Source organism: Gemmatimonas sp. (genome assembly GCF_044344655.1).
Taxonomy (GTDB): Bacteria; Gemmatimonadota; Gemmatimonadetes; order Gemmatimonadales; family Gemmatimonadaceae; genus Gemmatimonas.
On sequence record NZ_JBIJCN010000001.1, the window covers coordinates 136,230 to 159,907 of the forward strand.

At 68.1% G+C, this 23,678-nt stretch carries 18 protein-coding genes; 15 read left to right on the top strand and 3 right to left on the bottom strand.

Annotated features, from left to right (window positions below; translation table 11 throughout):
• Positions 1-62 precede the first annotated feature (62 nt).
• On the bottom strand, positions 63-1,430 hold the full coding sequence (glnA, locus tag ACIQ51_RS00710; RefSeq protein WP_396203073.1) for a type I glutamate--ammonia ligase: 1,368 nt from the start codon (positions 1,428-1,430) through the stop codon (positions 63-65).
• Positions 1,431-1,457: 27 nt separating this feature from the next.
• Here glnA and ACIQ51_RS00715 point away from each other — a divergent pair, with 27 nt between their 5' ends.
• The 14 genes from ACIQ51_RS00715 to ACIQ51_RS00780 all read left to right on the top strand — a co-directional run bounded on the left by ACIQ51_RS00715 (position 1,458) and on the right by ACIQ51_RS00780 (position 19,598).
• A complete protein-coding gene (locus ACIQ51_RS00715; RefSeq protein ID WP_396203074.1) occupies positions 1,458-2,234 on the top strand; it encodes a zinc-ribbon domain-containing protein in 777 nt (258 codons plus the stop codon).
• Between the two features lie 9 nt (positions 2,235-2,243).
• Positions 2,244-3,611, top strand: coding sequence for an ATP-binding protein (locus ACIQ51_RS00720; RefSeq protein ID WP_396203075.1), 1,368 nt, complete (start codon positions 2,244-2,246; stop codon positions 3,609-3,611).
• A gap of 14 nt (positions 3,612-3,625) precedes the next feature.
• Positions 3,626-4,738, top strand: a complete 1,113-nt coding sequence (locus ACIQ51_RS00725) for an HD domain-containing phosphohydrolase (RefSeq protein WP_396203076.1) — start codon at positions 3,626-3,628, stop codon at positions 4,736-4,738.
• Between the two features lie 119 nt (positions 4,739-4,857).
• Positions 4,858-5,700 (top strand): hypothetical protein, encoded by an 843-nt coding sequence (locus tag ACIQ51_RS00730; protein WP_396203077.1) that lies wholly within the window; start codon positions 4,858-4,860, stop codon positions 5,698-5,700.
• 19 nt (positions 5,701-5,719) lie between these two features.
• On the top strand, positions 5,720-7,240 hold the full coding sequence (locus ACIQ51_RS00735; protein ID WP_396203078.1) for an ATP-binding protein: 1,521 nt from the start codon (positions 5,720-5,722) through the stop codon (positions 7,238-7,240).
• Positions 7,240-8,571, top strand: coding sequence for a sigma-54-dependent transcriptional regulator (locus tag ACIQ51_RS00740; protein ID WP_396203079.1), 1,332 nt, complete (start codon positions 7,240-7,242; stop codon positions 8,569-8,571). Before ACIQ51_RS00735 ends, ACIQ51_RS00740 begins: the two co-directional genes overlap by 1 nt.
• 233 nt (positions 8,572-8,804) lie before the next feature.
• Positions 8,805-9,212, top strand: a complete 408-nt coding sequence (locus ACIQ51_RS00745) for a response regulator (protein WP_396203080.1) — start codon at positions 8,805-8,807, stop codon at positions 9,210-9,212.
• 352 nt (positions 9,213-9,564) lie between these two features.
• Positions 9,565-10,095 carry a MerR family transcriptional regulator gene (locus ACIQ51_RS00750; RefSeq protein WP_396203081.1) on the top strand — a complete coding sequence of 177 codons (531 nt, stop codon included), beginning with the start codon at positions 9,565-9,567 and terminating at the stop codon, positions 10,093-10,095.
• A gap of 215 nt (positions 10,096-10,310) precedes the next feature.
• The gene (gene serA / locus ACIQ51_RS00755; RefSeq protein WP_396203082.1) at positions 10,311-11,912 is read left to right on the top strand and encodes a phosphoglycerate dehydrogenase; all 1,602 of its coding nucleotides are present in this window, start codon (positions 10,311-10,313) and stop codon (positions 11,910-11,912) included.
• A gap of 51 nt (positions 11,913-11,963) precedes the next feature.
• Positions 11,964-13,343 carry an FAD-binding oxidoreductase gene (locus tag ACIQ51_RS00760; protein WP_396203083.1) on the top strand — a complete coding sequence of 460 codons (1,380 nt, stop codon included), beginning with the start codon at positions 11,964-11,966 and terminating at the stop codon, positions 13,341-13,343.
• A 124-nt stretch (positions 13,344-13,467) separates the two neighbouring features.
• Entirely contained in the window at positions 13,468-14,172 is a 705-nt protein-coding gene (locus ACIQ51_RS00765; RefSeq protein WP_396203084.1) for an HAD family hydrolase, read from the top strand.
• A gap of 56 nt (positions 14,173-14,228) precedes the next feature.
• Positions 14,229-15,329: a pyridoxal-phosphate-dependent aminotransferase family protein gene (locus tag ACIQ51_RS00770; RefSeq protein WP_396203085.1), complete on the top strand. Its 1,101-nt coding sequence runs from the start codon at positions 14,229-14,231 to the stop codon at positions 15,327-15,329.
• 73 nt (positions 15,330-15,402) lie between these two features.
• Positions 15,403-16,467: an ADP-ribosylglycohydrolase family protein gene (locus ACIQ51_RS00775; RefSeq protein WP_396203086.1), complete on the top strand. Its 1,065-nt coding sequence runs from the start codon at positions 15,403-15,405 to the stop codon at positions 16,465-16,467.
• Positions 16,468-16,580: 113 nt separating this feature from the next.
• Positions 16,581-19,598 (top strand): ATP-binding protein, encoded by a 3,018-nt coding sequence (locus tag ACIQ51_RS00780; RefSeq protein WP_396203087.1) that lies wholly within the window; start codon positions 16,581-16,583, stop codon positions 19,596-19,598.
• Positions 19,599-19,625: 27 nt separating this feature from the next.
• Here ACIQ51_RS00780 and ACIQ51_RS00785 read toward each other — a convergent pair whose 3' ends face one another.
• Positions 19,626-21,563 carry a CocE/NonD family hydrolase gene (locus ACIQ51_RS00785; protein WP_396203088.1) on the bottom strand — a complete coding sequence of 646 codons (1,938 nt, stop codon included), beginning with the start codon at positions 21,561-21,563 and terminating at the stop codon, positions 19,626-19,628.
• 82 nt (positions 21,564-21,645) lie between these two features.
• Between ACIQ51_RS00785 and ACIQ51_RS00790 the strand changes: the two genes are divergently transcribed.
• Positions 21,646-22,134 (top strand): RidA family protein, encoded by a 489-nt coding sequence (locus ACIQ51_RS00790; protein WP_396203089.1) that lies wholly within the window; start codon positions 21,646-21,648, stop codon positions 22,132-22,134.
• Here the strand turns inward: ACIQ51_RS00790 and ACIQ51_RS00795 are convergent.
• Positions 22,131-23,669, bottom strand: coding sequence for an amidohydrolase family protein (locus ACIQ51_RS00795; protein WP_396203090.1), 1,539 nt, complete (start codon positions 23,667-23,669; stop codon positions 22,131-22,133). The genes ACIQ51_RS00790 and ACIQ51_RS00795 overlap by 4 nt on opposite strands.
• Between the last annotated feature and the right edge of the window lie 9 nt (positions 23,670-23,678).

Here is a 23,678-nt window from a genome sequence, read left to right on the forward strand (position 1 = left end):
ATCGTCACTCCGAGATCAAAAAGAGCGGGAAATGCGCAACTGAGGGAACGACCGAGCCGGGCTCAATACCGCGCGAGATAGCGATCGAGCTCCCACTCCGTCACACGCTGGTTGTACTCGCTCCACTCCGCACGCTTGGCGGCGAGGAACTGCTGCGTGATGTGATCACCGAGCGCACCGCAGATCACATCATCCTTCTCGAGTTCATCACACGCCTCCGCCAGAGACGTGGGCAGGTCATCGATGCGCAGGCGGCGACGCTCGCGAAACGACAGTTCCCAGATGTTCGTGTTCACGGGCTCTCGCCAATCGGCCTGCGTGGACACCCCATCGAGACCGGCGGCCAGCATCACGGTCAGTGCGAGGTAGGGGTTGGCGGCCGGATCGGGCGTACGCAGTTCGAGCCGCGTACCCGCGCCGCGCCGCTCCGGCACGCGAATCATCGGCGACCGGTTCCGCATACTCCACGCGACGTTGACCGGCGCCTCGAAACCGGGCACCAGGCGCTTGTAGCTGTTCACGAGCGGGTTCGTCACCGCCGTCATCGCGCGCGCATGCCGGAGCAGCCCGCCGATGTAGTGCAACGCCGTCAGGCTCAGCGACCACTCGCGCGAGGGGTCCCAGAACGCGTTCTGGTGATTGCGGAAGAGACTCTGGTGCGTATGCATGCCGCTGCCATTCTGCCCGAACACCGGCTTGGGCATGAAGCTCGCGATCAGCCCGAACTGCCGCGCCACCTGCTTCACCACGAACCGGAAGGTCGCGATGTTGTCGGCGGTGCGCAGGGCGTCGGCGTAGCGGAAATCGATCTCGTGCTGGCCGTGTGCCACCTCGTGATGCGAGGCTTCCACCTCGAACCCCATCTGCTCCAGCGCATCCACGATCGCGCGCCGCGCGTCCTCGCCCAGATCCATCGGCGCGAGATCGAAATACCCCCCCACATCATGCGTGTGCGTGGCGGGGCGGCCATCGGCCGTGGGCTTGAAGAGGAAGAACTCCGCCTCCATCCCCGCGTTCATCACGAATCCCTGCGCCGCCGCCGTGGCCACCTGCCGCTTGAGCGCCCCGCGCGGATCCCCGCTGAACGGCGTACCATCGGGCATGGTGATGTCACAGATCAGGCGCCCCACCCGCGCCGCCGGATCCCCCCACGGAAAGATCTGGAAGGTCGCGAGGTCGGGCGCGAGCAGCATGTCCGATTCCTCCACCCGCACGAAGCCGGCGATGCTGGACCCATCGAACATGAGGTCGCCGTGTAGCGCCTTCCTGAATTGCGAACTCGGGATCTCGACGTTCTTGATGACGCCCAGAATGTCGGTGAACTGCAGGCGCAGGAACCGGACCTGCTGGGCTTCCGCGAGCTCGAGGATGTCGGCGGCAGTGGCACCGGACAGGTTGCCCGGAACGAGGGAACGGCTTGGCGTGGCCATGCCCAATAGTACTAACTTTCCGTGCTCATGACTTCTCCGAACAGCTCCGCCGGCGCCGGGTTCTGCGCCGCCTGTGGCGCGGCCCTCTCCGGCAGCGCCCGCTTCTGTCACCGTTGCGGCACCCCCGTGGGACAGGGGCTCCCCTTAACCCGTGGCACCGCCCCCGCTGGCGGCGCGGCGGCCGTGCTCCCCTGGGGCGTGGCCTTCGTCGCCCTGCTTGCCCTCGTCGCCATGGTGGCCGGCAAGAACTTCGGCGGGGCCAAGGGATCGGCACTCGACGGCTCGGCGAACTCGCTCCCCACCCAGGCGCTCGACGGACAGGCCGCTGCCGCCGATCAGAGCGGCGCGCCATTCGCCGGGGGAGCGGGCGGACCCGCCCCCAACATCGCCAATCTTTCCCCCAGCGAGCGCGCCAACCGGCTCTACACGCGCATCATGGAGTACGTCGAAGCGGGCAAGGTCGACTCGGTCGCCTTCTTCGCCCCGATGGCCCTCGCCTCGCACGAGATGCTCGACGGCCCCACCGCCGACGAGCGCTACCACTTCGGCCGCATCGCTGAAGTCACCAACAATGCCGCGGTCGCTAGAGCGCAAGCCGACACGATCCTGCAGCAGACCCCCGATAACTTGCTGGGCCTGCTTCTCGCCGCGCGCGCAGCCCGCATGACCAACGAGCTGAGCGCCGCCAAGGGCTTCGACCAGCGACTGCTCAAGGCGCTCGAGCCACAGCTCGCGACGAACCTGCCGGACTACCAGATGCACCGAGCCGAAATCGATCGCGCCGTGAGCGACGCGAAGCAGTAAGCTTGAGGGGTGTCCGAGCCCCTGCCTCCCCTCGGCCGAACTGCAGGCCGGATCGACAGCGCACGCGGTGCCGAGCGCTCTGCCGAGCCCTGTGCTGATCGATGTGCTGATCACTGTGCTGAGCGCCTCACCCTCCTCGCCCACGCGCAGGAGCTGCTCGCGCAGCCTGCCAGTGAGACCGGTGTCTTCTCCGCCATCGCGGAAGCGGTGCAGCGTGTGGTGCCCAGTGCCGCCTGCGACATTTTCGTCACCGGCGACAACGAGTGGCAGTGCGCCGTGCATCTGGTCCAGGGGCACCGGGTCAGCAGTGCGCGCTTGCCGCTCGCCGATCTCTCGCTCGCGCGTCTCACCGCCGCAACCGGCGTGTCGCGTCTGGCATCGCATCGCTACGACGGCATCGGTGTGCCGCGCGGCACCACCGAGTTGTGTGCCGCCGTGCGCTTCGGCCAACACAGCACTGGGGTGATTCGGCTGCTGTCGGCACCAGCGGCGCCGTTCGATGCGCAGGATCTCGACCTGCTCACGATCATCGCCCGCCATGCCGGCACCGCCGTCGCAAGGGCGCAACTCGTCTCGCGACAGGACCAGCAACGGCAGCAACGGCAGCAACGGCAGCAGCGCGACACCATCATTGCCCCCGTGGCCGCGAGCGGGACGATCGCGGAGCAGCTACCCACCATCGAGAAAATGGTCGCCCTCGGTGAACTCGTGGGCGGGGTGGCGCACGACATCAACAATCCCCTCACCGGAATTTCGGCGTTCGCACAACTGCTGCTCGAAGAAGAGCTCAGTGCGACGCAGCGCGAATCGGTTCAGCTCATCAAGCAGGAGAGCGACCGGGCCACGCAGGTGATCAGGGACCTGCTGCACTTTGCCCGCACGAGCGAGCGCGAAACCGGACCCGTGAGCGTGAATGCGGTGCTGGAGCAGACCGTTCGCCTCCGCGCGTACCCGCTGCGCGTCGCCAATGTGCACGTGCAGCTCGATCTTGATGCGCGAGCCCCCGCCGTGAACGGCAATCCGCAGAAGCTGCAGCAGGTGCTGCTCAACGTGATGAGCAACGCTGAGTACGCCATGCAGGATCGCCATGAACGCGTGCTCAGGCTGCAAACACGGCTGGATGGCGATTCCGTGTGTATCATGGCCCATGACACTGGCCACGGCATGTCACCGGAGGTGCAACGGCACATCTTCGAGCCGTTCTTCAGCACCAAACCGGCGGGCGCGGGAACGGGGCTCGGCATGAGTGTGAGTCACGGCATCATTCTGGCACACGGCGGCACGATCGGCGTAGCATCAGAGGCCGGCGTGGGTACCACGGTGACCATCCGTCTGCCAGCGCTGTCCGCGTCACCTGCAGGGCACGCCTCGCCTTAGCCCGTCAGCCTGTCATGTCCACGATCCCGGCCATTGATCCCGTTGGCGCCATCGAGGCCGCTGTGGCGGCCACCGTGGACGACGCGCTACGTCGCATTCTCGTCGTGGACGACGAGACCAGCATCCGCCTCGCGCTGAGCCGTTTCCTGCGGACCCGCGGGTTCGAGGTCGAGATGGCGGATTCAGGGGCGGCCGCGATCAGCGCGCTCAAGCGCCAGCGCTGTGCCCTGATGCTGTGTGACCTGCGGATGCCGGGCATGACCGGCCTCGAGGTGGTACCGCACGCGCTGGCGGTCGACCAGGACCTGGGCATCATCATGCTCACCGCGGTGAACGACGCCACCAGCGCCACCGAGGCGCTCACGAAGGGGGCATTCGACTACCTGACCAAGCCGGTGGAGCTGCCCGACCTGGAGGCCGCCGTGGAGCGCGCCCTCGCTCGGCGCATGCGCACGATGGAGCGGCGCGCGGTGGATCACCTGATCCGCGAGGAGGTGTCGCTGCGTACGCTGCAGCTCGAACGCGAAAAGGGCGCCCTGCGCGAACTCACGGTCAGTGTGGCGGAAACGCTGATCAACGCGATGGAAGCGAAGGACGTCTACCTGCGCGGCCACTCCGTGCGCGTGGCGGAACTTGGCGCCGCGATCGCCGTGGAGCTCGACCTGCCCGACCACGTGGTGGAGCAGGTGCACACCGCCGGCCGCCTGCACGACGTGGGCAAGATCGGCATCCGCGAGTCGGTCCTGAACAAGAACGGCCCGCTCACCGCCGAGGAATTCGCCCACGTGAAGGACCACGTGAGGATCGGCCTCGAGATCCTGCACCCCCTCAGCCACCTCGGCGAGTCGCTGCATTTCATCCGGGATCATCACGAGCACTGGGACGGCAGCGGCTATCCCTTTGGCCGCGCCGCCTTCGACATCACGATCGGCGGGCGTGTGCTCACCGCCGCCGACGCATTCGACGCCCTCACCAGCAAGCGCGCCTACCGCGACCCCATGAGCGCGGTGGCCACGTTGGACTTCCTGCAGGCGCAGGCGGGCGCGCTGCTGGAGCCGCGCGTTTACGAGGCGCTCAGGGTGGTGGTGACGGCGGGCGCGGTCGAGGGCATTCCGCGGATCGGCTGACAGGCCGCCCCGCTCGGAGCCCTTGACTCCACGCCTCCGTCTTAGTACTAGGAGCAAGTGAAATCCGCGCACATTCCGTGCGCGCTCACCGATCCTTCAAGTGTGCAAGAGGAGGCGTCATGCCGCGTGGCGACGAGTTGGAGAAGCTCCGTCTGATCGACGATGATCTGGATGATCTGGGGGGCTACGGACGCTCGTCCTACGACGATGATGACGACGATGGCTACGGCCTGCCGTCGGAAGACGGTGACTCCCTCTGGGACAGCGCCGAGGACGATGACGACGAGGACGAGGACGAGGACGACATCGACAGCTTCGAGGACGACGGGATAATCGATGACGAGGACGACGAGGACGATCTCTTCGGCCGTCCGATGGTCCGTCGTGGTCCCGGCCGGCCGCCCAAGAACCCGGGCGCCCCGAAGCCTGCCCCCAAGCCCAAGGCCCCGAAGGCGGAACCGAAGGCGGAGGTGAAGGCGGAACCGAAGATCGACGCCCCGGCACCGGCGCCGGTGGTCAAGGCCCCCGTCGCGGAAGCTCCAGCCAAGGCTCCGGCCAAGGCTCCGGCCAAGGCTCCGGCCAAGGCGCCGGCCAAGGCGCCGGCCAAGGCTCCAGCCAAGGCGCCGGCCAAGGCGCCGGCCAAGGCGCCGGCCAAGGCTCCGGCTAAGGCGGCCCCGAAGAAGGCCGCCCCAAAGAAGGCCGCCCCGAAGAAGGCGGCCCCGAAGAAGGCGGCGCCCAAGAAGGCCGCGCCCAAGAAGGCCGCCCCGAAGAAGGCGGCCCCCAAGAAGGCGGCCCCGAAGAAGGCCGCGCCCAAGAAGGCGGCCCCGAAGAAGGCCGCGCCCAAGAAGGCGGCCCCGAAGAAGGCGGCACCCAAGAAGGCCGCTCCGAAGAAGGCCGCTCCGAAGAAGGCCGCGCCCAAGAAGGCCGTGAAGGCCGCCAAGAGGGGCGCCAAGCGCCGGTGAGCGCACGCATGATCACCTCATGGTGACCATCACCACCGGGCAGCCGCCGTTCGCGCGGCGGTTGCTCGACGCGCTCCCGTTCACGATCTGGTCGGTCGATCTCGAAGGGCGCATCACCGCGACCAACAACGCGTGGTCGCGCTTTGCCGAAGACAACGGAGCACCCGGGATCGCGCCGGAATCGGCCGTGATCGGGTGCTCGGTGTTTTCCAGCGTCGCCGACGACGCCTCGCGCGAGCAGATCGAGCGTGCGATGCTGCTGCTCCGCGAGCGCCTCACGCCCATCGTGCGCTGGGAATTCCCCTGCAGCTCCCCCGATGAGGAGCGCGTCTTCCTCATGCAGGTCACCGCGCTCGAGGAGAACGACGAGGTCACGGGGTTTGTCTTCGCCACTGTCGACATCACGCCCAGCCACCGCTCGCGCGAGGCGCTGATCAACACGGGCATCGCGCTCGCCGAAGCGATCGCGCTCGACCGGGTGTACGAAGAGGTGGCCTTGCAGCTCAAACGCGCCATCCCGTCCACTGGCTTCGTGATTGCCCTCGCCGACGACGAGTCGGGGAAGTTCATCATCGCCCACCGGCAGGGGTACGCCGCCTACAGCCCCGAGGAGATCGAGCTTCGCCTCACCCGGGATTGGCTCGATGCGCTGGCCACCGGCAACGTGGTGCACGAGTCCACCCCCAACGGCCTCGAAATCACCGCGCCGCTGGTGAGCGCCGAAGGGGTCTTGGGCGCGCTCACGCTGTATGCCGAGCCGCTCGAGTCGGAGTCGGCGATCGAGGAGACGGAGCGGGTGCTCGCCGTCATCGCCGCCCAGACCGCCGTGGCCATCGAGCGCGCCTGGCTGGTGCGGCGCGTGGAATCCAAGCGCCGACTCGAGGCGATCGGCGAGGTGGCCGCAGGCGTGGCCCACGAACTTCGCAACCCGCTCTTCGGCATCTCCTCCGCGGCCCAATTGCTCCGCTTTCGCGCCCGCGAAGATCCGGTGGTGGAGAAAAACGTGGGGCGAATCCTCCGCGAGGTGGAGCGCCTCAACAAGATGGTCACGTCGCTCCTCGAATTCGGACGCCCCAACGCCGTGCATCTCCAGCCGGCCGACCCGGAAACGGTGTGGGACGACATCCTGGAAGGGGAACGCGCGCGGCTCGACACCCACCGCATCACGGTGCGTCGGTCGCGCCCGAACCAACCCGTGCGCTGCCTGTTGGACGCGGAGCAGCTCGGCCAGGTGTTCCGCAACATCCTGGTCAACGCCTGTGATGCGGCGCCGGAAGGGTCGGAGCTGCAGCTGGTCAGCCAGCTGTCGCCGCTCGGCGGGTGGCGCTGCCGCCTGACCAATGGCGGTCCGGCCATTCCGCCCGAGGTGCTGCCGCACGTCTTCGAGTTCTTCTACAGCACCAAAGCAGGCGGCACCGGCATCGGCTTGGCGCTCTGCCAACGCATCATGGACGAGCACCACGGCACCATCTCGATCGACAGCCAACCGGAGCAGGGTACCACGCTCACGCTCACGTTGCCTGCCACGGCGGCCACGTAATGCGCTCCATCCTGATCATCGACGACGACGACACGGTCCGCGCGACCCTCGTCGAGTTCTTCGAGACCTTCGGACACACCGCCCGTGGGGCCGCAACGGCATCGCAGGGGCGGCAGCTGGCGGCCGAACACGCGCCGGACGTGGTGCTGCTGGATCTGCGCCTCCCGGATGCCAGCGGGATCGTCGCGCTCGACGCGCTGCTCGCCGACGATCCGGAGCTGGCGGTGATCGTGCTGACCGGTTTCGCCGACGTGACCACGGCGGTCCAGGCGATGCAGCACGGAGCAGCCGACCTGCTGGAGAAGCCGGTGGACCTCGAGGCCCTCGAGGCGGCCGTGGCCCGCGCGGCCCAGCGCGGACGGCTCCGGCAAGAGGTGCAGGTGCTTCGCGCCCACGCGCGGGCCGATGAGCCGGTCGCGGCGTCGCTCGCGCCCACGCTCGAGGAACTGATCGTGCTGGCCGCCAACAACGCCGACGCCCCCGTCCTGCTGCAAGGAGAAACCGGGACCGGCAAGGGGTTCGTGGCGCGGCAGATTCACGATCGGTCGCCCCGGAACCAATTGCCGTTCGTGGAGATCAACTGCGCGTCGCTCTCCACGACCTTTTTCGAGAGTGAGCTCTTCGGTCACGAGCGGGGCGCGTTCACCGACGCCCGTCAGGCCAAGCGCGGCCTGCTGGAGGTCGCGGCGGACGGCACGGTCTTCCTCGACGAAATCGCCGAACTCGGACAGGAGGTGCAGCCGCGCCTCCTGAAGGTGCTCGAGGAACGCAGCTTCCGGCGACTGGGGGGAACGACCACCCTGCGGAGCAACGCGCGGGTGATCGGGGCCACGCATCAGCCGCTCGCCGACGCGGTGGCCGATCGCCGCTTCCGCGCCGACCTCTATTACCGGCTCCAGGTGCTCACCCTGACCCTGCCGCCACTCCGCGCCCACCCCGACGAAATCCTGCCACTCGCCCAGCGCTTCCTGCCGAAGGGGGCAGCACTGACCCGGGCCGCTCAGGATGCCCTGCGTGCCTATCGCTGGCCGGGAAACATCCGCGAACTCAAGAACACCCTCTGGCGCGCCGCCATCCTGGCCCGCACCACCCCGATCGACGTGGTGCACCTCGGCCTTCCCGGCGACCCGTCCGTCGTGCCGACCAGCCGGCCGGCATCTCAGGTCCGTACGCTGGACGAAGCCGAACGGGAAGCGATCCGCGTAGCGCTGGCCGCAGTGGACGGAAATCGGTCAGCGGCGGCCAGATCGTTGGGAATCGCGCGCTCCACGCTGCTCGAGAAGCTGAAAAAGTACGGCCTCGAGGCCGCCGCCGCGGTCGCAGAGCGATAAAACGCCGGCGTTTGGCTCCCAAAGGAGAAGGCCGCGGCGTTGGATTGGCACGAACCCGTCGCCAGATCGACAGATCCGCGCGTCCGGATTTCGGTCACATACGCCAAGGTGTCCGGATTTCGGCCATCTCCAAACCACCAGGTTTGTGACGCGCTGAACGCCAAACCATCATCTCAACAACGACTTAGCAGACGCGTGCCATTTGTGGCCCGATCCTCGCTCTTGTAGCAGGCATGAAAACGGATGCTGTAACCAAGTCGGTGTTGGTCGTCGAAGATGAGCAGAGTATTCGCGACATCCTCGTCGAGCTGTTCGAAGTGGAAGGGAACTCGGTCACGGCGGCGGAGCTTCTTCCAGAAGCGCTCGACAAGCTGCGCACGCAGCGATTCGACCTGATCGTGACGGACCTTCGGCTGGGCGGGAAGCGTGATGGCGGGCTGCAGGTCATGGCCCTGTCCGGCATGCTGTCCCCTGACGCCATGGTCCTCGTGCTCACGGCCTATCCCGACGACTCCAATCGTCAGGCCTCGTTTCGGCTGGGGGCACTGCACTTCCTCGAAAAGCCCGTGGATCTCGCCACGATCGCCCAGTATGCGGCGACGGTGGACGTGAAGACGGCCTTCGCGATGGCGAGGGACTGAGTTCCAAACAGCGGTGGTTCGCGGTCGCGAACCATGCACAATCAGAGCAGGACCGTCCCTTCGGGGGCGGGCACGATCGCGCGATCGTGCCGACACAATCGTCTGGTCGTTCCGGTGGGTGGTGGGTGATACTGGGGAGTGTCACACGGGCGGCCAGGCGAGTCGGCACAGATCAGCGCGATTCGTGCGTTCAGGACCGGCATGGAACGGCCCATACCGAGTCATGCAGCGACCGCGCGTCGGTCCGGCGCGCGCGGCAGGCATTCGTGGAGACGACGAAGGCGCACGTGGTCTGACGGCGCGCGCGTCGCGCCAACCGCACCCCCGCCGCAATCACGGTATATTCCCGGCCATGGCCGAGTCTCCAGTTCATCTCCTCCGCGTTCACGCGCGCCATGCCCCGTGGAACGCCCGCGGCCTCGCAGCGCATGCCGCGTCGCTTGTCGATTCCGCGGGGGTCAAGCCCACCAATGCCTCCGCGCGGGCCACGCCGTCGGCGCGAGCCGTGCGCTTCTACGTGGCCAACGGACTGCTCGACCGTCCCGAAGGCGCCGGCACCGCCGCCACCTACGGGTACCGGCACCTGCTGCAGCTGCTCGCCATCAAGATTCGCCAGCGCGAAGGCCAGACGCTCGACGCCATCAAGGTGGAGATGAAGGAGACCACCGGCGACGCCCTCGAGCGCCGCGTGGCCGCGTCCCTCGCCCCGGCCCTCGCCCTCCAGCTCGACCCGGTGCAGCAGCACGCCAATCCCGTCGCCGCGTGGCGCCGCATCAGCATTGCCGACGGCATCGAGCTGCACGTACGCGACGATTCCCCGGCAGCAGAAGACGGGACCCTTGTGGGGCTGCGAGACGTTCTCCGTAGACAGCTCGGGGTGTAACCCCAACGGCGAATGACGCCAACTGCGAACGGCAGCAGCGGAGATCCGCGGGAGCGGATCCCACCGAAGCCGGACGACGGGAGCCGTTGAATCGCGACAGCAAGGTCGCGCATTCGCGGCTCCCGTTGCATTCGCTCCCGTGGTTCGCGGTCCCGGTGTCACCCGCTTCCGCCGTTCGCTTGTCATCGTGGCCTGCCCCCTTACTGATCTCGCCCATGTTCCGCGTTCTCGTCACCGATGATGTCGATCAGGAGGGGCTCGCCCTCCTCGCTGCCGAACCGCAGCTGCAGGTCGACGAGGTTCCCACGCTGCCCAAGGACGAGCTCCTGGCGCGCATCGGTGACTACGACGCCATCGTGGGACGCAGCGCCACGCGCATTTCCGCGGAACTGCTCAAGGCAGCCACGAAACTCAAAGTCGTCGGCCGCGCGGGCGTCGGGATCGACAACATCGCCCTCGATGTCGCCACATCGCTTGGCGTGGCCGTCATCAATGCACCCGCCGGCAACACCGTGGCCGTCGCGGAACTCTTCTACGGCACCGTGATCGGCCTGCTCCGGCAGATCCCGCGCGCCGCCGACGTCATGACCAACGGTCGCTGGGATCGCGCGTCCTTCATGGGGCGTGAACTCAAGGGCAAGACGCTCGGCATCGTGGGGCTCGGCCGCATCGGCAGTGAAGTCGCCGCCCGCGCCCATGCCTTCGGCATGAGCGTGGTGGCGTACGATCCCTACATCGCCGACGAACGGTTCGCCGCCCTGCGCGTACGGCGCGCGGCATCGCTCGATGCCCTGCTCGCTGAGACCAACATCCTCACGCTGCATGTGCCGCTCACCGACGAGACCAAGGGCATGATCGGCAAGCGTGAGCTCACGCGCCTCCCCAACCGCTCCGTCGTGGTGAACCTCGCACGCGGGGGCATCGTCGACGAAGTGGCGCTGTTCGCCGCCCTCGAGGCCGATCAGCTGCGCGGGGCAGTGCTCGACGTGTTTGCCGCCGAACCGCTCGCCGCCGACTCGCCGCTCCGCCAGGCGCCCAACCTGCTGCTCACGCCGCACCTCGGTGCCAACACCGTAGAGGCGCAGCGGAACGTGTCCCGCGACGTGTGCCTCGCCGTGCGCGACGCCCTGCTCCGCAACGATCTCTCCAAGAGCATCAATGTGGCCGGCGGCGCCGGTGAGTGGGGCGATCTGCAGCCCGCCATGCTCGTGACACGACGTGCCGCCGCCGTGGCCCGCGCCGTGCTCGCCGACCAGGGGATGCGCGCCGTGCGGCGCGTGGCGCTGCGCGTGAGCCCCGATCTCGCACACGGGACGGGCGCGCTGCTCGCAGCGGTCGCCGCGGGCGTGCTCGAAGGAGTGATCGAAACGGATCGCCTGAATCTCATCAACGCTCGCTCGCTCGCAGAGGCCCGCGGCCTCGAACTCAGCGTGGGCGAGTCGAACGAGCTCGGTGCGCGCACCGTCGAAGTGGCCCTCGCGGGCGGCATGCAGCAACTCGCCGTGACCGGAGTGGCCCCCGAAGGCAGCACCCCGCGTCTCACGCAGATCGGCTCGTTCCATATCGACGTGAATCCGCGTCAGACCCTGCTCATTCTCACCAACCACGACGTGCCCGGGGTCATCGGTCGCGTGGGAACGCTGCTCGGCGAGCAACACGTGAACATCGCCGAGTATCATCAGGCGCGCCTGGCACAGGGAGGCGATGCCCTCGCAGCCGTGAGCGTGGACGGCACCGTGAGCGAGGCCACGCGGAAGGCGCTGCTCGACCTTCCCGACGTCGTGACCGCCAGCGTCGTGCACTTCCGCGACGAATAGCCGTTTCCTGCTGCCTGCCTCCTGCGCCTTGCCACCGGCTCCCTGACCACGATGTCCCACACGCGATCCACTGATCAGGATGTGCGGTTCGCCCACAGCCACGACGCCTCCGGTCTCGAACTGATTCCGGAGTCCGTCGCGCGCCCCACGAGTGTGGACGCAGTAGCGGAGCTGTTGCGCGAAGCCACGGCAAATCGTACGCACGTCACCCCAGCCGGCCTGCAAAGCAGCACGACTGGCGCGAGCATCACCGACACGGGCATCCTGCTCTCGCTGCGCAACCTTTCGCACATCGGTGCGGTGAACACCGTGGAGCGCACCATTCGCGTGGGGGCCGGTGCGGTGGTGGCCGACGTGCGGCGTGCCGCCGAAGCGGCGGGGCTGCTGTTCACGCCCGATCCCACCAGCGAGGAAGAGAGCACCGTGGGCGGGGCCATCGCCTGCAATGCAAGTGGGGCCCGTTCGCTGCGCTACGGGGCCACCGGGCCGCACGTGCGCGCCCTGACCGTGCTGCTGGCCAGCGGCGAGACCCTCGAGCTGCGCCGGCCGCAGCTCGAGAAGAATACCGTGGGCTATCCGATCGCGCACGATCCGGTGCAGTGGTTCGTGGGGAGCGAAGGCACGCTCGGCGTGGTCGTGGAGGCAGAGTTCGCGCTGCATCCGCTGCCCCATCAGGTGCTGGGGCTCATGGTGCCCTTCGAACACGAGACCGACGCCCTCGCCTTCGTGGTGAGTGCCCGTCGCAGCACGGCCGTGCATCCGCGCTGCCTCGAGTACTTCGATCAGGGCGCCATGGATATCGCGCGCATCGCCGAAGGCAGCAGCAGCTGGGCCACCACGGCCACCGCCATGGTGTACGTGGAGGAGACCGGCGCCAATGAAGCCGGCGACGACGACCTGCCGCTCGATGCATGGCTCGCCCTCGCCGAAGCGCACAAGGCGCTCGCTGAAGACATCCGGGTGTACGACTCCCCCACCGCGCAGCACGACGCGCGTCGCATGCGACACGCCGTGCCCGCCACGATGAACGAGCGCGGGGCGGCGCGGCGGCCATTCGGCGGCCGCAAGGTGAGCACCGATTGGGCGGTCCCCTATCCACGGCTCGCCGAAGCCCTTGGCCTCGCGCGGAAGTTCGCCGATGACGCCGGCATACCGCGTGGCATCGCCTATGGCCACGCCGGCAACGGTCACCCGCACCAGAACTTCATCGCGAGCGATGCCGCCGAGCTGCATCGCATCGAGCAGGTGGTGTATGCCACGCTGCGCGAGGTGATTGCCATGGGCGGCACGGTGGCCGCCGAACATGGGATCGGAAAACTCAAGCGGCGCTGGCTGCCGCTCCAGGCGAACGAGGCACAGCAGCGGGTGATGCGGGCCCTGAAGCACGAATTCGATCCGTATGGGTTGCTGGCCCCGGGCAACGTGCTCTAACGGCAGTTTTCAACACCGTCTCCACATGGGGTTGGACCATCGAGTCTGATGCGCGTTCGCGGTCCATCCCACAGATTGACCGGACAGGCGCGACGCCTCGGCCTTTCCCGAACCAACACGCCCCATGCTTACGACGCGCCGCGACGATGGTGATCGCGCCGGCAAGCCGCTGTTCAAGACCGTCGTCTTCGACGTGGACAGCACGCTCGCCGACATCGAAGGCATCGACTGGCTCGCCACCCTGCGGGACCCGGAGATCGCGCGCGAGAGCGAGGAGCTCACCACGCGCGCCATGGCGGGGGAAATGCCGATCGAGGCCGTCTACACCCGTCGCCTGTCGCGCATCCGCCCGACGGCCGAGGAGTTGGTGGCATTGGCCGACGCGTATCAGCAGACGCTGCAGGCCGGCGCCAAGTGCCTCATCGGCGCGCTGCACGGCGCGGGGGTGCAGGTGCATCTCCTCAGCGGGGGGCTGCGCGCGTCGATCCTCCCGCTGGCCGTGGAACTGGGGGTGCGCGCCGAACGGGTGCACGCGGTCTCGCTCGTCCTCGATCCCGCCGACCACACCTTCAGCCTCCTCGACGGCGACCAGCCGCTGGCCACGCAGCAGGGGAAGCCGCTCACCGTGCAGCGACTGCAGCTGCCGCGCCCCATTGCCATGGTGGGTGATGGCAGCACCGACGCCGCCGTGCGCGGGGTGGTGGACCACTTCTTCGCCTACACCGGGGTGGCCCGGCGCGAGAAGGTCGTCGCGGTGGCCGACGCCGAAGCGAACAGCTTCGACGCCCTGTACGACTTATTATTCGCGTCGCACCCGTCGCGCGTGTAAAGGCATGACGGGCGGGTGCGCACTCGACCTCGCACCCGCAGCGGACAGGGCCCTCCATGGCGTTCGGCACGTTCTTCCTTCCCGGCCCCACCGAAGTGCGGGCCGACGTGTTGCAGAGCCTCACGCAGCCCATGCTGCCTCATCGGGGGGCGCAGTTCGAAGCGCTCTTCGCCGACGTGCAAGCGGGGCTCAAGCCGATCTTCCGCACGCAGCGCCCCGTCTACGTGAGCAGCTCGAGCGCCACGGGGCTCATGGAAGCCGCCATTCGGTGCGCGCGCCCCGGTCCCGTGCTCTGCCTCGTCAACGGCGCGTTCAGCGAACGCTTCGCCAATATCGCGCAGTCGTGTGGGCGCGACGCCACGGTGGTGGGTGGTGACTGGAACCGCCCCGTACCCCTCGACGTGGTCGAGCACGCACTGCGCACGCGCGCCTACAGCGCGCTCACCGTGGTGCACAGCGAGACCAGCACCGGCGTGCTCACCGACATCCACGCGCTCACGCAGCTCGCCCATCGCTACGACTGCGCCGTGCTCGTGGACAGCGTGACCGGCCTCGCCGGCGTCCCGGTGGAAACCGACGCCTGGGAGCTCGACTTCGTGCTCACCGGCTCGCAGAAGGCGCTCGCCCTGCCGCCGGGGCTCGCGTTCGGCGTAGCGAGCGAGCGGTTCATCGCCAACGCGAAGCAGGCCAGCGCACGCGGTCTGTACTTCGATCTCGTGGAGTTCGAGCAGTACATCCACAAGAACCAGACCCCCAACACGCCGGCGGTGAGCCTGCTGTATGCTACCGCACGGCAGGGCGCGCACATTCGCCGTGAAACGATCGAGCGGCGCTGGGAGCGTCATCAGGCGATGGCCGAACACACGCACAGCTGGGTCCACGAACTACGGCAGCGCGTGGGTGCATCGTTCGGCGTGTACGCCCCCGACGACGCCCGCAGTCACACCGTGACCGCCGTGACCGTGCCCGAGGGCGTGAACCCCGACGCCATCGTGAAAGCCGTCGCCTCCCGCGGCTACGTGATCGGTGGCGGCTACGGAAAGCTCAAGGCCAGCACCTTCCGGATCGGCCATATGGGCGATCACACCATGGAAGGCCTCGAGAACGTGCTGGAAGCATGCGCCGAAAGCATCGAGGAGCTCTTGGGGTCGAAGTAGCCGGCCGCTCACGACGTTCACCGACCGCGGAAGACGCCCCGCCATTCCCCGCTCCCGTTTCCCTCGCGTTTCCATGCCTGTCCGCCTCGACCACGCCCGACTCGCCGTCCTCCCTCCCGTGCCGCCCGCCGAGCCAGCGGGCCTCGCGGATCGTGTACGCGGCATGCTGCTCGGCGTGGCCATCGGTGATGCCCTCGGCAATCGCACCGAAAGCATGCTACCCCACGAGCGCGAAGCGCAGTACGGGCGCATCACCGGCTACTTGCCAAGCCGCTATGCCAACGGGCAGCCAGCCGGCACGCCCAGCGACGACACGCAGCTCACCTTCCGGGCGATCGAGCAGCTGCTGGCCGATGGCGCACTCGATCCCGACGAACTCGCATTCCGGATTGCCAATGACCGCATCTTCGGCATCGGCAGGGCCACGCGGCAGTTCTGCGACACACTGCGCACCGGGGTCCCGTGGCAGGAAGCCACCCAGGCGAGCGCCGGCAACGGCGCGCTGATGCGCATCGCGCCCACGTTGCTCCCCCATCTGCGCGAAGGTGGCGCCGGGCTCTGGGCCGATGCCGCCCTCAGCACCGCGGTCACGCACAACGATCCCCTCGCCATTGCCAGCAGTGTGGCGTGGGTGGCGTTGCTCTGGCGGCTGCTCAACGGCGACGTCCCCGAGACGCCAGCCGAGTGGCTGGAGACGTACACCGAAGTGCTCCGAGTGCTGGACGGCGGGCAGGAGTACGAGACACGGGTGCCCAGCGGGCCGCTGCATCAGTGGCGCGGCAGTCTGGGGGAGCTGCTCGACAGCGAAGTGCGTCCCGCGGTGGCACGCGGGCAGTCGGTGCGTGAGGCGGGCCATCGGTGGCACAGCGGCGCCTATCTGATGGAAACGGTGCCGTGCGTCATGCACATCGTGGCGCAGTGCGGCCACGACCCGCGCGAGGCGATGCTCGTGGCCGTGAACGACACCCGGGACAACGACACCATCGCCGCCATCGTGGGCGGTGCCATGGGCGCGGCCCACGGCACCGCATGGATTCCCACCGAATGGCGTGAGCAGTTGCTCGGGCGGGTGAACGGCGACGACGACGGCAAGGTGTTCACGCTGATCGACGAGGCGGTGGCCAAGTTCGTGGGGTGAGCACCTCCCCAAATCCGTGAAGGGCTGAAATAATGAGGCCAGCCGTATTTGGGCCACATCCAACCGTGCAGCTAACGCCGGTTTGACGTGGCGAGGACACCATAGTCTCATTGATGAATATGCCGTCACTCTCGACAGCCCCCGAAACGGCTGTCACCCTCACATTGCTTGGCGCCTTCGGGCTCACCCGGAGCGACGGAACGATTGTGCTCCCCCCGGGCAAGCCGCTTGCGTTGCTCGCGTACCTGGTCTGCTCCCGCAACCGGCGCGCGTCGCGCAGCGTGGTGGCCGAGCTGTTGTGGGGAGACTCCGCCGAGGCGCCGCGGCGCGCGTCGCTGCGCCAAGCGCTGTTCGCCGTGCGTAACGCCCTCGGGGCATCGGGGGTCGTCTCCGACGGCGAATGGCTCGAGGCCGGTGCTCACATCGTCACCGATGTGGATACCTTCGTGCTGGCCATTGAAGCCAAGCAGTACGCCGCGGCGGTTCAGGCATATGCGGGGGAGTTCGTGCCGAGCTTCGCGTCGCCGGGCGCCGCCGAATTCGAGCGGTGGGCCGACACTGAGCGCCGGCGCCTGCTCGGTGCCTTTCTCGCCGCTGCCGTGCAGCAGCTGCGCGACCTGATCCAACAGGGGAACACCGGGCAGGCACTGCCGCTGACCGCACGGCTTGTGGAGGTCGCTCCGGACGACGACGAGATGTGGCGGCGCCGATTCGACGTCCTCTCGCTCGCTGGTGAAGGCGGGCAGATGCTGCTGGAGATCGCCTCGCTCCGCGCCACGCGTGCCGACGAGGGCGTCGCCCTCGATCCGTCGCTCGAACGACATCTCGGACGCCTCGTCGGCGCGCTGGCCCGCCATGCATCTGAAACTGAGCAGGGGCGTGATACGGGCGGCGTTCCTGCCGTGCCCGAATTCCAGGGGCGCATCGCGGAGTTCACCGCGCTGCTCGCGGCGTGGGCGGCCGCCACCGGAGGCGTGCCGCAGCGATGTCTGGTGATCGGGGCACCGGGGATGGGCAAGTCGCGTCTCCTGCGGGAACTCACGACGCGGGTGAAACAGCGCCGTGTACAGGTGGTGCTCGTCGCGGCGCAGCAGCGTGAGCGCGATGATGCGTACGCCGTCCTGGCGGAACTCGTATCGCAGTTGGTAGGCCTACCTGGTGCGGCTGGCATGGCGCCCTCCTCGGCTGCGGTGTTGGCCGTCCTCGTGCCGCGCATTGCTGAAGCGTTCGCTGTGGCGGCGGAGCACGCACCCGCCGGCACGGATCTCCTGCTCCGCCGCCTGCGGGCGCTGGCTGATTTGATCGGCGCGGTGTCGGAAGAAGATCCGCTGCTCATTCTGCTCGACGACATGCACTGGGCCGATGCCGCGTCGATCAAGACCATCGACTTTGCCCTTCGGCGCGTGACCGCGGCGTCGGTGCTGCTCGTGGGAGCCTCACGTCATGACGTCCCCGAGCTTGGGTGCGGCGGGGCGGAAATCGTGCTGCGTCCGCTCGACCAGAGTGAGGTGCAGGCACTCATCGTTTCGATCGCCGAAGTGGCCGGCGATGCGTCGTCGCGTGCGCTGGTGGAGTTCATTCATCCGGCAGCGCACGGTTCGCCGTTTGAGGTGCTGCAGCTCCTGCGTACCGCCGTAAGCCGTGACATCCTGCGCATCGTCGATCGGACATGGGTGGTGGTGAGCGAACAGGCGCTGGACGACCTCTGTCACGAGGCACGATCGCCGCAGGTCCGTCTCGGCGACATAAGTGATGCCGAGCGCGAAGTGCTGTCACTGCTGGCGGCGCTCGATGCGCCGATGGACGAGTCGCTGTTGCTGGGGCTTCTCGATGATACCTCCGGCCGCGCCACCATCACGCTGGGCAACCTCGAACGTGACGGACTTGCAGCGCGCGACACCCGCCGCCGGTGGTCGATTGCGCACGCACTCATCGCCGACGATATCCGAGCCACGACTCCGCTCGGTCAACCGCAGCAGAGCGCGCAGCGCCTCGGGGCCGCGCTGCTCATCGGCGCGCGCGCGTTACCGGACGTTCGCCGTGCCGTGCGCCTGCTGCTCGAGGGACGCGACCCGGAGGCGGCCCTGAAAGGGGCCGTGCGGTGGTACGCGGCGCAGGGCACGGCGGCGCCATCGGTCGAGGAGTTTGTTCTGGCCTTGCGCGGCTCGCAGCAGCATGTGGAGTTCGAGCAGGCGCTGCGTCGCCAGCTCCGCTGGCGACGCGCCTGGTGGCGTCAGCCCACGGTCGTGGCAATGGCCTCCGTCGTGGCGACGCTGGCGGTCACGATATGGTACCTCACCACTCCCGCGCGGCTGGTGCTCTCGGGCGAGATGAACCCGGCGGCCATGATTGATGCTGAGGTACCGTTCGAGGTACCGCCGCGCGTGGAGGTGCACAACCGACTGGGGCGGATCTCTCGTGCGCGGGACGGCGATACCCTGCGCATCGTGACCGACAGCGGCAGCAAGCTATGGGGCCGGACGACGGCGGTATTGCGCGATGGTGTGGCGGAGTTCGATTCCCTCTATCCGCCGCTGCTGGGAGTAAGCGGGACCATGCGCGTGCAGCTCCCCGGACTGAGACCGCTCATCCTCCCGACTCCGCCGTCGCGCGAGGAACTGCGCGTGATGGATTTCCTACTCAACGGCAAGCTGGTACGCAGCGCTGTGGGCACGGTACAGGTACAGCCGGGTGACTCGATCACCGGCAACGTGCGACTGCGCTACACCACCCGGGGGCGATCACTGCTCTACGTGCTGGCGCAAACCACCAGCTGGGGTGTACCCAGCGCCGACACGACGACCGTGCGCTCCCTGCTGGCCGGTGTGGTCGGCGCACGCGCAGTGGTCCCCATCGCGTTGGTCGCCCCCGAGCGTGAGGGTACCTACTGGATCCTCTTTGCCCAGAACGCGGAGCCGGCGGCCGTGTGGCTGCTGAGCGGTACCAACTGGCGCTGCCAGCAGCCACGGTGGGACGATGGGAACGACATCGCCGCGCAGCCGGAGGCCACGTTGTTGCGTAGTGTGGTGCGTGGCGAGATCCCGCTGTCCTTCGAGTACTGCGATGAGTCGCGATACCGCGAGGTGCGCCCCATCCCGCTGGCGGGCATCAGGGTGGAGGTGCGGCGGTAACGCTGGGGCCGAGCCGGCGCGCGCGACTCACGGCCGCCGCACCGGCACCAGCGGCAGCACGATGTGTGATGGATAGGTGGCGCTGTGGTGTACCGTGATGTCGCTCGTCACCATGCGCTGATGCTTGCCGATCGGCTCACCGGTGTTGGGGTTCACATCGAAGCGCGGGAAGTTGCTGCTCGACACGTCCACCCGAATGCGGTGCCCCTTCTTGAACACGTTGGCGGTGGGGAAGGGCTCGAGAGTGAACGCGTACACCTGCCCCGGCGTGAGGAGCTCGGCGTGGTCACGGGTGGCGCGGTAGCGCGCGCGCACGATCGCATCGGTCAGGTTGAGATCGAAACCGCCAGGCCAGTCGAGACTGGAGGGGTAGACGTCGAGCAGCTTCACCGTGAGATCGGTGTCCACCGTACTCGCTGAGGCGTGCAGCACCACCGTGATCGGGCCCACCACCGTCATGTCTTCGGCAAGCGGCTCGCTCTGGAACACCACAACGTCGGGGCGCGCGCGTAACGGCCGCCACGGCGCCGCACTCGGCGGAAACCGCGGGTTCTCGCGCTGATCGTACGCGCCGTCCTTCAGGCGTGCCGAGGAGCCTCCCCCGATCGTGGGGACCGGATGGCGCGGATCGAATGTGTACGTGGTGCTCGATGTCGGCGACGACGGGCGCGTGGCCGAGAGCGTGCCATTCTCGTGGAAGTACCACGGCTCGAAGCGTGTGTTGGGGAGTGGCCACGTGGCCGCCTCATGCCAGAAGCCGCCGTGCAACAGCCGGCCGTTCTTGTCCTTGCGACCGGTGCCCGTGCCCATCACGAACAGCTTCACCGGCGCCGCCTTGTCCACCCCGTTCGCCTTGCCCTTGAGCGCAAAGTCGAACCACTGCATGTGGAAGTCGGTGAGGAAGTCGGGAATGGCCGCCGAGTCGCCGAACGCCACGTCGCCCGCGTAGGGGCGGTTGTTGCCGCTGTGCGTCCACGGCCCCACCACGATGCGCTGCGTCGCGCGCTTGAGTCGACGCAGCTCGCTGAAGTTCTTGAATGTGCCGGCGAGAAAAATGTCGTACCATCCGCCCACGTGCAGCATCGGGATGTCGCTTGTCGCGGGGTAATGCTCGTCCCACGCCATCATGGGGTCTTTCCAGAAGGCGTCGTAGTCGGCGCGCTCCCAGAAGTCGAAGAACCACCCCTCGTACTGGCTCGACACCGCCAGCGGATTGCGCCCGCGCCTCCACGTGGCGCCATACCAATCTTCCACTTTCTCCTTGGTCAGCAGCGCGCGGACGTCGTCGCTGCGCGCGTCGGCGAGTAGCTGTCCCCAGGCCCAGGTGAGCTGCCGTCCGTACTCGTAGGTCCCGCGGTAGCGCACACCGTGATCCCAGCCGTTGGCGAGGCCACCCATGTTGAGCAGCAGCGCACTCAGCGCTGGAGGGTGGTAGACCGCTGCCCCCGCCTGCATGTGCGCCCCGAACGACGAGCCCCACATCCCCACCTTGCCGGTGGTGTACGGCAGTTTCGACAGCCACTGCACCACATCGTACCCGTCGGTCCCGTCCAGCGGCTGCACCTTGCTGAACAGCCCTTCGCTCTTGTAGCGCCCCCGGGTGTCCTGCAGCGCCACCACGTACCCGCGCTCAGCATAGAACACCGCCTGCTCGTGGAGCGACTGCTTGTTGTACGGCGTGCGATTGAGCAGCACCGGGAAGCGCCCCTCCACCGGCTTGCCGTTGCGCGCCGGTCGGTAGAGATCCGTGGCCATGCGCGCGCCATCGCGCGTGGGGATCATCACATCGCGTTCCGCGAGCAGCGCCTCGTACTGGGCCGGTGAGTGTTTCCAGTCCGCCGGCGGCATGCGGCTGGCCTCCTGGCCACGGGCAGGTTGTGCGGCGATCGTCGCCACAAGCAGGAGCGTAAACAGGCAGGCCAGCGGGAAGCGAAGCACGGTCGGCAGGGCGAGAGAAGAGCGCACGGCGTGAGCGCAGAAGTTGCGCCATGAACGGCGGGGACGCCAATTGTCGGGGAGTACGATTTCCCCTTTTGAGGAGCTCCCCGTGCACCACCATCTCCGCCGCTCGATTGCCATCACTGCTGCGCTTGCGAGCGGTATGGTCGCCACCCCTGTCATCGCCCAGAGTGTCGGAGGCGCAAACGGTCGGGAAGTCCTGAACCCACCCGGGCTCGCGCCGCTGGTGCCCGCCTACTCGGTGGCCATCCGGGACGGCGACTGGGTGTTCGTGTCGGGGATGACCGGCATCGCGCCCGGTACGCAGGACATCATTGCCGGCGGCATCGCGGCGCAGACGCGCCAGACGATGGAGAACATCCGCACCGCCTTTCAGTCCGGCGGCGCGACGATGGCCGATGTGGCTGAGTGCACCGTGTATCTGAAGGACATGGGCGACTATGCCGCGATGAACGCCGAGTACATGAAGTTCTTTCCGGTGAATCCACCGGCACGCGCCACGCTGGCGGTCACCGCACTGCCGCGACCGGCGGCGCTGGTGGAGGTGAAGTGCAGTGCGCGGCGGCGGCAACGCTAAGCCCCGAACCACCCCTCTGCCCGCAGCTGCGCCCAGATCTGCTTCACGACACCGCCGCCGCGTGACGCGATGCGTGCCACGTCGTCGACCACGAGCTGTCCATCGAAGAGCTGCACGTGCCCCTGCGTGATCACGTGGCGCACATTGAGGCCACTCGCGTAGAGGAGATGATTGAGCGGCTCGGGACCCACGGCACCGCCACCCACCAGCAGCCCGCTCACGTCGATGGTACAGAGGTCGGCCTTGGCGCCGACTTCGATGCGCCCCAGATCGGGGCGCCGGAGGCCGTCGGCAGCGATGTGGGTGGCGCCGTAGACGGCCTCGCGCATGCCGGGCATGGGGAGTGGTGTGCTGCCTGGGCGCGAGGCATTGAGCAGACGCGCCCGGGCCCGCCCGCAGATCACCGCCAGCTTGAGGTTCTCCAGATAGTCGTTGGAGTGGGTGTCGATCCCCACGTTCACGCGCACACCCTCGGCGAGCGCCTCGGGATACGGCTGCGTCCCGCTCGAATTGCCGGCCCCCCCGCCGCTTGGGCAATGGGCATAGACGCCCCCGTGCTTCTTCAGGATGGCCCACTCGGCGGCCGTGGCGCCGGTCATGTGTGCCCCGAAGAACGGGCCATCGAACACCCCGAACGATTCGAGCCATTCGGCGGGGGACCGCCCGTGAAGCCGCTGCACCGTCCGCACTTCACCCGCACCCTGCGCGAGATGCGTATGAATGCCGTTCCCCAGCTCACGCGCCGCCGCCACGAGTGCGCGCATGGTGTCTGCCGTGTGCGTGTCGGCCGCGTGCGGCGTCATCATGGGGCGGATCAGTCCATCCTCCGCGCCATTGACCGAGAGCGCAAACAGCCGATTGGCCTCGATCTCCGCGAGCGTGTCGGGCACGCTCTGCGTGAGGACCGTATCGGTGCTGCGCCGCCAGATCGGGAAGAGACGCGCGGTCCCCGGCACCATCCCGCCCGGGTACCCGCGCACGTGCCAGCGCCGCGCCACACGCACGTAGCTCTGCGCCTGCTTGAGACTGAGGCTCATTTCCACGTGCGTGGTGCACCCCGAGCGCAGCAGTTCGGCGATGTTGTACGCTGTGATGTCATCGAGCAGATCATCGGGGAGCGCTTCGACCAGCTCGATGGGGCGCTGGTATGAGCGCCCCTCCTCGATGATGCCGCGCGTGGGAGTACCGCTCGCGGCGTGCGTGTGCCCCGAGATGAACCCCGGCAGCAGCAGCTGCCCCTGCGCGTTGATGCGCGCCGCCGCACCGGCGATGCGCCCCTCGCGCACCTCCACGATGTCGTTACCGCGTACGCGGACCGAGCAGTCGCCGATCAGCTGCGGCGCGCCGTTGCGCCAGATCAGCGCAGCACTCGCCTCGATGATATAGTCCCGAGTGCGCGGCGGGCGCACGGCCCGCGGCGGCGGCGCGCCCTCCAGTGAAGCGGGCAGGCCCAGCAGCGGGAGGGCACTGACGGCGCTGCGGGTGAGCAGGTCGCGGCGGCTCAGAGGCTCGTCGTTCGAGCGATGGGCGTTCACGAGGCCACC